Consider the following 10,833-nt stretch of genomic DNA (forward strand, 5'->3'; position numbering starts at 1 on the left):
CCAGCATATTGTGTACCGGTTGATTCCCCCACGAAACGGTTGCGCGCTGCTCCAGGTGGGTCCAGGTTGAGCGTGACGAAAGGAACCGCCATGGACACGATGGTCTTCATCAACCTGCCCGTCACGGACCTCGAGCGCTCGAAGGCGTTCTACGAGGCACTCGGGTACTCGATCAACCCGGCGTTCAGCGACGACACCGCGGCGTGCGTGGTGGTGTCCGACACGATCTACGTCATGATCCTGACGACGGCGAAGTTCGCCGAGTTCACGGACAAGACGATCGCCGACACCGACACGATCGAGGTCATCAACTCACTCAGCGCCCCGTCGAAGGAGGACGTCCACCACATCGTCGACGCCGCGGTGGCCGCCGGCGGTACCGAAGACCGCCCGGAGATGGACCTCGGCTTCATGTACCAGCGGAGCTTCACCGACCCGGACGGACACCGCTGGGAGTACGTGTGGATGGACGAGCAGGCGACGCAGGACGGCCCGCCCGCCGAGTGAGTCAGGCGCTGTCGGCGGCGCCCGCCAGGATGGTCGCATGAGCACCGAGCCCGTCGACGCCCCGCCCGTGCCCGACCTCGTCACCGGTGACGACGGCCTGGCCCGGCCGGTCTGGGCGTCGTCGGACGAGCTCCTGCGCGAGTACTACGACACCGAGTGGGGCATGCCCGTCCGCGACGAACGCGGGGTGTTCGAGCGGCTCTCGCTCGAGGCGTTCCAGTCCGGTCTGTCGTGGCGCACGATCCTCGCGAAACGACCGGCGTTCCGGGCCGCCTTCGCGGACTTCGACGCCGACACCGTCGCGGCCTTCGGCGAGGACGACGTCGCACGGCTGATGGCCGACGCCGGGATCGTTCGGAACCGCGCGAAGATCCTCGCGACGATCACCAACGCGAACGCCACGATCGCCCTGCGGCAGGACGGCGGGCTCGCCGACTTCGTGTGGTCGTTCCGGCCGGCGACCACGCCCGAGCCGCGGTCCTCCGCGGAGGTCCCGACGAAGTCGGACGAGTCCCTTGCCCTGTCGAAGGCGCTGCGGAAGCGCGGCTTCGCCTTCGTCGGACCGACCACGATGTACGCCCTGATGGAAGCGCTCGGCATCGTCGACACCCACCTGATGGGTAGCCACCGGCGCGGGACCTCCGGCGTCTGGAGCTGACGGGCAAGCCAGCGAGAACGGGAACGGGAACGCCGGGACTATGGTCGCGACATGGCCGACGACATCCGGATCGCGTTCCTGCTGTTCCCACACCTGACCCAGCTCGACCTGACCGGTCCGGCGCAGGTCCTCAGCCGCGTGTCCGGCGCACGCGTCGAGTACGTGGCGGCGTCGCTCGACCCGGTGCCGAGCGACTGTGGCCTGTCACTCGTCCCGACGACCACGATGAGCGAATCCCGAGCGGCGGACGTACTCGTGGTGCCCGGTGGTGACGGTGCCTTCGACGCGATGCTCGACCCGGACGTCGTGGCCTTCGTGCGGCGCCAGGCCGAGCACGCGACGTGGATCACCTCGGTGTGCACCGGGGCCTTCGTGCTCGGCGCCGCCGGGCTGCTCGCCGGCAGACGCGCGACCACCCACTGGGCCTCGAAGCCGATGCTCGAGGCCTTCGGCGCGCAGCCGGTGGACGCCCGGATCGCAAGGGACGGTGCCGTCGTCACCGCCGCCGGGGTGAGCGCGGGCATCGACATGGCGCTGTGGCTCGCCGCCGAGCTCGCCGGACAGTCCGCGGCCGAGGCGATCCAGTTGCAGATCGAGTACGACCCGCAACCGCCGTTCGACCACGGGTCGGCCGAACGCGCCGACGCCGTCGTCGTCACCCGGGCCCGCGCAGCAGCCGAAGAGTCGCGCGGCGCGAGGGTGACCCGCGCCGCCGCAGCCGTCCTGCGCTGACGCGGACCTTCAGGCGGTCACGAATCCCCGCTGGTGCCCGCTGAGTGGTCACGACACGTCGTTCCGCGCGCGGCCAGTCGACACTTCGTGACCGCTCGGGGCCATGCACGCGGGGTGTTGTGACCCGAGCAGCCGCAGCAGCCGCAGCAGCCGCCGCAGCCGCGCGGCCGCCGCGCGCTAGACCAGCGGCTTCCGCATCTGCGCCGACGTCACCTGGTACCCGAGCGCCGCGTAGAGCTCCTGCGCCCCGGTGTTGTAGCCGAACACGTTCAGCCCGATGCTCGTCGCACCGTGCTCCGCAGCGGCGCGGTGCCCGAGTTCGAGCGCCCGCCGTGCGTGCCCGCGGCGCCGGTGTGCCTCGTCGATCTCGACGTTGAACACCCACCAGTCGGTGCTGCCCGGCGTGAGCGGTCCGATCCACAGGTACCCGATGACGGTGTCGTGCTGGTCGGTGACGTCCCACACGAGGTGCCCGTCAGCGGGGGAGCCGCCCGGGAACCAGCGGTCCCGTGACTGCTGCTCGTTCGCCTCGGCCTGCTCGCGGGTCTCGCCCGCCTGCATCCGGGACTCGACGTACTCGGCCATCGTGCGCTGGAGCCAGGCCGGGAGGCGCGTGGCCGGCATCAGTGCCAGCCGCGTGACCGTCATCGGTTGCCCTTGGAACCCCGGCTCGGCTTGCCGCGCATCTTGCCGCGTCCGGGTGTCGGCCCCTTGCCGGTGTTCGACTTCTTGCCGGCGCCGGACTTGCCGCTGCCGGGCGACTTGGCCTTGGCCTTGCCGCCGGCGCCGCCGGCGCCGCCCTTGGAACCCGACGCACCCGACCCACCCGACCCACCCGACCCACCGGACGAACCCTTGGCACCCGACCCGGCCTTGGCGCCGGCACGAACCGGACGCGAGTCGTCGTCGCCGTCGCGATCCGGGCCTCCTGGCTGGCGCGAACTGTTGGCGGTCCGCCCGCGCACCACGCCGATGAACTCCTCGGTGGTCTCGGTGGCGTCCTCGTCCCGCCAGACCAGCGCGATGCGCGTGCCCTCGGCGTCCATGAGCGGACGACCCACCAGGTCCTTGCGGCTGGCGGCGCGGAACAGCGACTGGGGGAGCACGACGACGCCGACGTTCGCCTCGACCAGGTCGAGCGATCCGTCGATGTCGGCCGGCACCGGGCCGGCGTCAATCACATGGACCTCGGCGTCGGCGAGGTCGACCTCGGCGAGTTCGGCGAGGGGGGAGTCCTTGGGCATCGCGACGACGGCCGTCTCGGTCCAGAGCGGGATGGCGTTGTGCTGCTCGGACACGGGCATGCGTGCGAAGACCATGTCGGCCTCGCCGGCCAGCGTGTCGTCGACGTCGTCGGCGCCGATCGGCCGCAGCCGGAGCTCGATGGAGGGGAAGCGTTCCCGCCAGACACGGGCCCACTTTGCGGGGGAGACCCCCGGCACGAAGGCGATGGTGAGAGCCGCGGTCATGCAGACGAGCATAGGGGCCGTACCCTTGTCCTCATGGCGCAGGAACAGACCATGAAGCCCGAGACGGCTGCGAAGAAGCTCGGCATCTTGCTGACGGCGGCTCCGGAGTCCTTCCAGAGCGCTCCCCTCACGCGGACCGCCTTCGACGAGCTCCGCACCGAACCCCCGACCTGGCTCGAGGACCTCCGACGCGACGGCCCGCACCCGCGACCCGTCGTGGCGCAGAAGCTCGGCATCTCCATCTCCGGCCTGAGCCGTGCGGGGATCGACGACGCACTGACGACGGCGGACATCAAGACGCTGCTCGAGCAGAAGCCCGAGTGGCTCGTCCGCGAGCGTGCGACGCAGGCCGCCGTGCACGCCGAGAACGCCCGCGTGAAGCAGGAGCGCGCCGCCAAGGCCGCTGCCCGCGCCGAGGACTGACCCCACCCCGCACCACTCCGCCGCACCGAGGACGTCCCACGTGCACGAGACCGTCGCCGACGCCATGCTCGTCGTGCCGCAGTTCGCGTCGGTGTGCTGCATCGTCGGTGACCGCTACCGACCGCGCCCGGGCGTGATCGTGCCGGCGGGCGTGATGCTCGTCGCGATGCTCATGCCCGTCGTCGACGCCGGAGCGGTGTGGACCCTGTTCGCCGCGGCCCTCCTGCTCCTGCTCGCGCCGCTGCCCGTGATGCGTCGCCGCCGCGCCGACGGTCGCCGCGCGGAGCCGATGGACGTCCACCGCGCGCTCTCCGCCGTCGTGATGGCCGGGATGCTGCTGATGGGCCACGCCTCGGGCGTCGCCGGCGACCACGCCGGGCACGGCATCGCCCTGTCCGCGGTGCTCGGCGCCGGCGTGATCGGCTACTGCGCGTTCAGCGGCTGGCTGCTCCGGTACGAGTGGGGCCGCGAGGACCGGCGGGCCGTCCGCAGCGGCGAGGTCTTCGCGATGACCGTCGCCGTGGTCGGCATGACCCTGGCGATGTAGCGGAGCCCGCGCCGGCGGTCGCGGCCCCCGCAGCCGGTCCGCCGGGTCCGTCAGTCGCGCGCGGCGCTGTCCGTCGGGGCGCCCGCCGCGTGCGTCACCCGCTGCTTCGCCGCCTGGATCGTGTCCTTCGGCACCGGCGGCACACCCCGCCGGATCCCGCGCAGGCCGACGACGAACAGGATCGCGGTCACGATCGCGAACACGACGAAGGTGATCCCGGTCGCCGCCCACAGCGGCAGCGCCAGGGCGAGCAGCGTCACCGCGAAGCCAGCGAGCGCGACCAGGGTCGTCAGGGCGAACCCGACGGCCACCCCGGTGAGCACGAGCCCGGTCTTCGCACCGCTCGCACGTTCACCGATCTCACGTCGCGCCGAGGCGACCTCCTCGCGCACGGCGCGCAGCACCGGCTCGAGGGCCTTCTGCACGAGTCCGGCGGTCACGGTGTCGCGGAACGACGGCCTTCCGGGTGCGGTGATGTCGTCGTGGTCGGTGCTGCTCATGGGGTCTCCTGTCCGGGCGCGGCGGTCCGCGTCCCCTGACAGGACGCGACCGGTCCGATGATCGTCACGCTGACTCGCGTGCGCCCGGTGCGTTCCCAGGTTGCGCAACGGACGGGAGGCCCGCCCCGCGTCGTCGACGCTGGACGGGCCTCCCGGGTGGTCGGGCCCACGGCCCTACTCGGCGACCTCCTCGAGGTCGTCGATGCCACGGGCGGCGGCCGCTGCGCGGCGGGCACGCATGGACGGCGCGGCGAGCGCGGCGAGCACGGCCACGACCGCCACACCGGTGCACGCCCAGAAGCCGATGGTGAAGGCGTCGTCGGTCGGCAGCCCCTGCGGCGTGCTGTGCGAGGTGATCAGCGCTGCGATGACGGCGGTGCCGACGCTCGAGCCGATGGTGCGGACGACCGTGTTGGCGCTGATCGCCTCACCGGTCTGGTTCGCGGGGACGCTCTCGATGATCGCGTTCGAGCAGGCGGCGAGGGCCATGCCGATGCCGATGCCGGTCAGGACACCGGAGGCCACCACCTGCCACAGCTCGGCGTGTGCGATCGCCGGCAGCACGAACGCGGCGACGATGGCGAACCCGCCGATGAGCATCGGCGGCTTCGGGCCGACCTTGCGCACCAGGATGCCCGCGATCGGCCCGGCGACGACCATCATCACGACGGTCGGCAGCAGGAAGAGACCGGCCTGGGTGACGTCCTTGCCGAAGCCGTAGCCGAGCGCCGTCGGGAGCTGCAGCAGCGTCGGCACGAGGACGAAGGTGCCGAACATCGCGAACCCGAAGACGAGTGCGACGACGTGGGCGGTCCAGACGCCGCGGACCGCGAAGAGCCGGACGTCGATGAGCGGCTCGGCGACCCGGAGCTCGACCAGGACGAACACGACCAGTGCGACGGCGCCGAGGGCCAGCAGGCCGATGGTCTTGCCGTCGCCCCAGCCCCAGGTCTCGCCCTCGCTGACGGCGAGCAGGATCGCGACGAGTGACACCGCGAGGACGAACGTGCCGGCCATGTCCAGGCGACCGGGCTTCCGGACCGGGGACTCCGGCATCCCGAAGACCGCACCGAGCAGTGCGATGACGACGAGCACGGCGGGGAGCCAGAACAGCCAGTGCCACGACAGGTGTTCGACGATGGGCCCGGCCGCGACGATGCCGACACCGGCACCGATGCCGAAGATCGCCGACAGCAGACCGATCGTGACGCTGACCTTCTCCTTCGGCAGCTCGTCACGCACGATGCCGATCGACAGCGGCATCACGGCTCCGGCGGCGCCCTGCAGTGCCCGCCCGACGATCAGGACGCCGAGGTTCGGTGCGAGGGCGGCGAGCACGGCGCCGACGAGCAGGATCGACAGCACGACGATCAGGACCTTGCGCTTGCCGATCATGTCGCCGAGGCGACCGAGGATCGGCGTGAGCACCGAGGCGGAGAGCAGGTACGCGGTGAGCACCCAGCTCGTCGCACTGGTGGAGGCGCCGAGGTCCTGCCCGATGGTCGACAGTGCCGGGGCGACCAGCGACTGCAGGACCGCGAAGGACAGGCCGCCGAGGGACAGGTAGACGATGATCGCCGTGCTGTTCGGCCGGCGTCCGTCGGTGGTGGGGTGCGAGCCGGTGCGTGGGCTCTGCATGGTGTCGGTCATCGTGCTCCGTGTCGTCGTGGTCGTCGATGTAAACAATTGCTGACATGACGAGCGTACGCGTTTGAGAGTGCATGTCAACGCTTGCTTACATCCCTGTGAGGACCGGTAGGCTGCGCTCCATGAGCAAGGACGCCGCGGCCACCCGACTCCTGCTCGTGCAGGCCGCCCGGCGTCGGTTCGCCTTCGACGGGTACCGCGCGACGACCGTCCGCGACATCGCCGGGGACGCCGGGGTGAACGTCGCCCTCATCAACCGGTACTTCGGCTCGAAGGAGGGGCTCTTCCGCGCCTGCCTCGACCGCGTCGTGCGCGACCTGGGAGCCGAGGAGACGAGCCAGCAGGGCCTCGAACGGGCGCTGACGGGCATCATCACGCACATCGTGCGCGCCCCGACCGACGACGACTCCCTGCAGCTGATGCTCCTGCTCCGGTCCTCCGGCGACGACGGCGCCGATGCCATCCGCCGTGAGACGCTGCGCCGGTACGCCGAACGGCTCGCGGGCACGGTCGGCGGCGCGGGGTCCGAGGAGCTGCTCGTCCGTGCCGAGATCGCGCTGGCGGTGGTGCTCGGGATGTCGATGCTCCGGCAGTCCACCGCGGTGGAACCGCTGGCATCCGCCGACGACGCCGTCGTGTCGGCCGCGCTCGAGGACGCCCTCCGCGCCCTGCTCGCGCCGTCGCGGTAGCGTCGAGGCGTGTCCGACCGTCCCGCACGTCGCCCCGACCCCGCTCCGCGCCTCGACGAGGTCGACGAGCGCATCCTCTGGACGCTGTCGGCCGACGCCCGGATCCCGAACAACCGGCTCGCGGCCGCCGTCGGCATCGCGCCGTCGACCTGCCTGGCACGGGTCCGTGCGCTCGAGGACGCCGGGGTGATCCGCGGCTACCGAGCCGAGGTGGACGTCGCCCGGCTCGGGTTCTCGATCGAGGCGATGGTGTCCGTCCGGGTGCACGCCGCGGCTCGCCACGAACTGCGGGACTTCGCCAAGCGCCTGCTGCGGGTGCCTGTCGTGCAGGACGTTTCGTTCCTGGCGGGGGACAAGGACTTCCTCGTGCACATCGCGTGCGAGTCGACCGAGCAGCTCCGGGACTTCGTCGCCGACGAGCTCAGCGGTGACCCCTCGGTGGCGACGACGCAGACGAACATCGTGTTCGAACGCCTCGTCGCCGACCGGGCCACCCAGGGCCGCTCCTTCGACGAACTCCGGCGCTGGCGGGCCTGACGCGCGGAACCCCGGGTCAGCGCTTCCGGGTCATCGGGATGTGCGGGATGCGGTCCTCCAGGTACTCGTCCCCCGAGCGCACGAAGCCGAACCGGCCGTACCACTGCTCCAGGTGCGACTGGGCGCCGAGGGCGATGCTCGGCGAGCGGGACTCGGCGATCGCGGCCTCCATGAGCTGCGCGCCGAGGCCCTGGCCGCGGGCGTGCTTCGCGGTGGCGACCCGGCCGATGCGCTCGGTGCCGTCGGGCTCGCGGAGCAGGCGGAGCGTCGCGTCCACCGAACCGTTGCCGGCCCAGAACTGCACCGTGCCCGGCTCGAGGTCACGGCCGTCGATGTCGCCGTACGCGGCTTCCTGCTCGACGACGAAGACGTCCTGGCGGAGCCGCAGGATCTCGTGCAGCGTGACGATGTCCAGGTTGCGGGTCGGAGCGTTGAAGATCGAGACCACGGACGGCCCTTCCTGAGAATTTCTTCCGAAACAGGGTGTGTTCCGGACCGGATCGGCGTACATTGCCGGTCAACCACTCTACGTGCGCAGCCGAGATCAGGAGGTGAGCGCATGGACCACCCGTTGCGCGCACCCTGGCGCGCCGCACTCCGCATCGTCCTGCTGGGCGTCGGGACGCTCGCCGCCCTCGTGCTGCTGTCCCTGCTCCTCGGCGCGCGACCGGCCTCCGCCGCGACGACCTCTGCCGCACCGACCGAGCAGCGCGGACTCGTCGGCAGCGTCGTCGACGGCGTCGGTGGCACCGTGCAAGGCGTGACCGGCGAGGTCGGCAAGGTCGTCGGCGGCGTGACCGATCCCGTCCGCAAGGCCGTGTCACCTGCACCCGCACCTGCTGCGCCCGCTCCGGCCCCCGCGCCCGCACCTGCTCCGGTGCCCGCAGCGCCCGCACCGGCTCCAGCAGCACCCGCTCCAGCTCCCGCAGCCCCCGCGCCGTCGAGCCCCGCTCCGGTCGCGACCACACCGGCTGCCCAGCCGACCACGACCGCCCCTGCGGCCCACCCGGCCACGCGCCCGGTGCGACAGGTCGTCGACCAGGTGACCAGTGCCTCCAGGCCGGCCACCGACACCGTCGCGAACGTCCTGCGCCCCGTCACCGGCACCGTGGAACGCGTCACCGACGCGCGCCCGGTGACCACCGTCGTCGACACCGTCGACGACGTGGTCGGCAGCGTCCCGGTGGTCGGCACGGTCCTCGGCGACGACACCCTCGGCAACGTCACCGGTCCGGTCACGGGCCTGGTCGACGACACGCTCGGCTCGGTCGGCACGACCGTCGGCACCGTCCCCGACGTGGTCGAGGGCGTCGTCCCGTCCGTCGGCGGCACCCTGCCAGGAGGCACGGACCCCGTCGTCGACGTCCCCGCGCTCCCGGTGGGCGGCGGCTCGAACCCGTCCGCCGGGCCCGTCCCGTCGGTGCCGGTCGCGAAGGCACCCGTCCGGCCCGGAACCGTCGCCACGCAGGGCGCCACGGTGCCCACCGCACCCGCATCCGTGCGCGTCGACACGGCCGATGCCGTGGGTGACCGCGGAGCCGGACTCCGGCCGTCGGTGCCGGTCGACGTGGCTGCCACGACGGCCACGGCCGGTCCGGTCGTCCCGGCCGTCGATGCGCAGGACGCGACGCTGGGCGGACACGCGCTGCTCGTCCCCGCGGACGGCGAGGGCCACGGGCTCCCCTTTGACGGAGCCGACGCCGGCGTGCTCGGTGGCAGTGCCTCCTCGACCTCCGGCGGCGCAGCAGCCGTCGGCATCGTCGGCTCGACCGACGACATCGTCTCCCTCGCCGCGGGGTCTCGCGGCACGCTCTCCGACGACGCGGTCCCCGCATCGGTCGTGGGCGAGCACGACGTCGCTCCTGACTGAGATCGGTGCGCCTGTCCACCACGGCAGGCACGCACACATCCCGGCTGCGTCCGCGGTCGGTGACGATCTCGATCAGGGAGTACGACCATGAACAAGTACGTCTCCAGAGGGCTCTGGTTCGCCCTCTTCGTCGGCGGGCTCACGCTCGGCGGCACGGCTGCGGCGAACGCGGCCACGACATCCGGTGCCGACGGCACCGTCTCGGGCACCCAGGTGGCCCCCGCCGTGGACGCCCCGGTGTCCCTCGGCGGCAACGCGATCGCCGTGCTCGGCGACGCGGTGTCGACGGCGACCGGGTCCACGCCCGCCGCTCCGGCTCCGGCTCCGGCCACGACCGCTCCTGCCCCCAGCACCTCGGGCGAGGACGGCACGCTCTCGGGCACCCAGGTGGTGCCGGACGTCGCGGCACCGGTGACGGTCGGCGGCAACGCCGTTGCCGTCGCCGGTGACGCGGTCTCGGCCGCCGCACCCGCACCCGCGGCAGCTCCGGCGCCTGCAGCACCGGCACCGGCACCGGCTCCTGCCGCTCCTGCCGCTCCCGCTCCGAGCACCTCGGGCGAGGACGGCACCGCTTCCGGCACCCAGGTCGCCCCGACCGTGACCGTCCCCGTGACGGTGTCCGGCAACGGGATCGGCGTCCTCGGCGACGGCACCGCGACGTCGACCGCCCCGGCGGCGGCGACACCGGCGCCGGCTGCCGAAGCCCCGTCGGCGCCCACCACCTCGGGCACCGACGGACTGCTCTCCGGCACCCAGGTGACCGGTCTGGTCGACGTCCCGGTGACGATCGGTGGCAACGGCATCGGTGTCCTCGGTGACGGGACCGCGACGGGCACGGCGCCCGCTGTGGGCACGGGTACCGGAACTGCTCCGGCGGCCGGTGGTGCGACCTCGGGTTCGGACGGCACGGCTTCGGGCACGCAGGTGTCCCCGGTCGTCTCGATCCCGGTCACGGTGGCGGACAACGGCATCGGGCTGCTCGGGACGGGCACCGCGACGGGGACGGCGCCCGCTGCGGACACGGGCACGGGCACGGGTACCGGGACCGCTCCGGCGGCCGGTGGTTCGACCTCGGGTTCGGACGGCACGGCTTCGGGCACGCAGGTGTCCCCGGTCGTCGACGTCCCGGTGACGATCGGTGGCAACGGCATCGGTGTCCTCGGTGACGGGACCGCGACGGGCACGGCGCCCGCTGCGGGCACGGGTGCCGGGACCGCTCCGGCGGCCGGTGGTTCGACCTCGGGTTCGGACGGC

The 10,833-nt window shown here is 72.5% G+C and carries 14 protein-coding genes; 9 read left to right on the top strand and 5 right to left on the bottom strand.

All coding sequences use genetic code 11. The annotated features are described in order from the left end of the window. Positions 1–90 precede the first annotated feature (90 nt). The 3 genes from BIU91_RS08835 to BIU91_RS08845 are packed head-to-tail and all read left to right on the top strand — an operon-like array spanning position 91 to position 1,897. A complete protein-coding gene (locus tag BIU91_RS08835) occupies positions 91–507 on the top strand; it encodes a VOC family protein (protein ID WP_071405107.1) in 417 nt (138 codons plus the stop codon). A 37-nt stretch (positions 508–544) separates the two neighbouring features. Then, the gene (locus BIU91_RS08840; RefSeq protein ID WP_071405108.1) at positions 545–1,165 is read left to right on the top strand and encodes a DNA-3-methyladenine glycosylase I; all 621 of its coding nucleotides are present in this window, start codon (positions 545–547) and stop codon (positions 1,163–1,165) included. Positions 1,166–1,216: 51 nt separating this feature from the next. Then, positions 1,217–1,897, top strand: a complete 681-nt coding sequence (locus BIU91_RS08845; protein ID WP_071405109.1) for a DJ-1/PfpI family protein — start codon at positions 1,217–1,219, stop codon at positions 1,895–1,897. Between the two features lie 177 nt (positions 1,898–2,074). On the opposite strand, the gene BIU91_RS08850 is transcribed toward BIU91_RS08845, so the two are convergent. Both BIU91_RS08850 and BIU91_RS08855 read right to left on the bottom strand, forming a co-directional pair. Then, positions 2,075–2,545: a GNAT family N-acetyltransferase gene (locus tag BIU91_RS08850; RefSeq protein ID WP_071405110.1), complete on the bottom strand. Its 471-nt coding sequence runs from the start codon at positions 2,543–2,545 to the stop codon at positions 2,075–2,077. After that, on the bottom strand, positions 2,542–3,366 hold the full coding sequence (locus tag BIU91_RS08855) for a LysR family transcriptional regulator substrate-binding protein (protein WP_084740939.1): 825 nt from the start codon (positions 3,364–3,366) through the stop codon (positions 2,542–2,544). The genes BIU91_RS08850 and BIU91_RS08855 overlap by 4 nt, the downstream gene beginning before the upstream one ends. Before the next feature lie 33 nt (positions 3,367–3,399). Here BIU91_RS08855 and BIU91_RS08860 point away from each other — a divergent pair, with 33 nt between their 5' ends. Beyond that, positions 3,400–3,789 (top strand): DUF5997 family protein, encoded by a 390-nt coding sequence (locus BIU91_RS08860; protein ID WP_017888549.1) that lies wholly within the window; start codon positions 3,400–3,402, stop codon positions 3,787–3,789. A 40-nt stretch (positions 3,790–3,829) separates the two neighbouring features. Then, on the top strand, positions 3,830–4,336 hold the full coding sequence (locus tag BIU91_RS08865) for a hypothetical protein (protein ID WP_071405112.1): 507 nt from the start codon (positions 3,830–3,832) through the stop codon (positions 4,334–4,336). A 50-nt stretch (positions 4,337–4,386) separates the two neighbouring features. Here BIU91_RS08865 and BIU91_RS08870 read toward each other — a convergent pair whose 3' ends face one another. Together BIU91_RS08870 and BIU91_RS08875 are read right to left on the bottom strand one after the other, a co-directional pair. After that, positions 4,387–4,836, bottom strand: coding sequence for a phage holin family protein (locus tag BIU91_RS08870; protein ID WP_084740926.1), 450 nt, complete (start codon positions 4,834–4,836; stop codon positions 4,387–4,389). 174 nt (positions 4,837–5,010) lie between these two features. Continuing rightward, entirely contained in the window at positions 5,011–6,486 is a 1,476-nt protein-coding gene (locus BIU91_RS08875; RefSeq protein WP_071405113.1) for an MFS transporter, read from the bottom strand. A gap of 119 nt (positions 6,487–6,605) precedes the next feature. On the opposite strand from BIU91_RS08875, the gene BIU91_RS19455 reads away from it, so the two are divergent. Together BIU91_RS19455 and BIU91_RS08885 are read left to right on the top strand one after the other, a co-directional pair. After that, positions 6,606–7,172 (top strand): TetR/AcrR family transcriptional regulator, encoded by a 567-nt coding sequence (locus BIU91_RS19455; RefSeq protein WP_071405114.1) that lies wholly within the window; start codon positions 6,606–6,608, stop codon positions 7,170–7,172. A 9-nt stretch (positions 7,173–7,181) separates the two neighbouring features. After that, positions 7,182–7,709, top strand: a complete 528-nt coding sequence (locus tag BIU91_RS08885) for an Lrp/AsnC family transcriptional regulator (RefSeq protein WP_027466312.1) — start codon at positions 7,182–7,184, stop codon at positions 7,707–7,709. A gap of 16 nt (positions 7,710–7,725) precedes the next feature. Here the strand turns inward: BIU91_RS08885 and BIU91_RS08890 are convergent, their stop codons facing one another. Next, positions 7,726–8,157: a GNAT family N-acetyltransferase gene (locus tag BIU91_RS08890; protein ID WP_027466313.1), complete on the bottom strand. Its 432-nt coding sequence runs from the start codon at positions 8,155–8,157 to the stop codon at positions 7,726–7,728. Between the two features lie 111 nt (positions 8,158–8,268). On the opposite strand from BIU91_RS08890, the gene BIU91_RS19170 reads away from it, so the two are divergent. Together BIU91_RS19170 and BIU91_RS19175 are read left to right on the top strand one after the other, a co-directional pair. Next, complete coding sequence (locus BIU91_RS19170; protein ID WP_071405115.1) at positions 8,269–9,579, top strand: hypothetical protein; 1,311 nt, start codon at positions 8,269–8,271, stop codon at positions 9,577–9,579. Between the two features lie 87 nt (positions 9,580–9,666). Next, positions 9,667–10,833: hypothetical protein (locus BIU91_RS19175; RefSeq protein ID WP_071405116.1), on the top strand; the 1,167-nt coding region annotated here is incomplete at its 3' end.

Source organism: Curtobacterium sp. MMLR14_002, assembly GCF_001864975.1.
Taxonomy (GTDB): domain Bacteria; phylum Actinomycetota; class Actinomycetes; order Actinomycetales; family Microbacteriaceae; genus Curtobacterium; species Curtobacterium flaccumfaciens.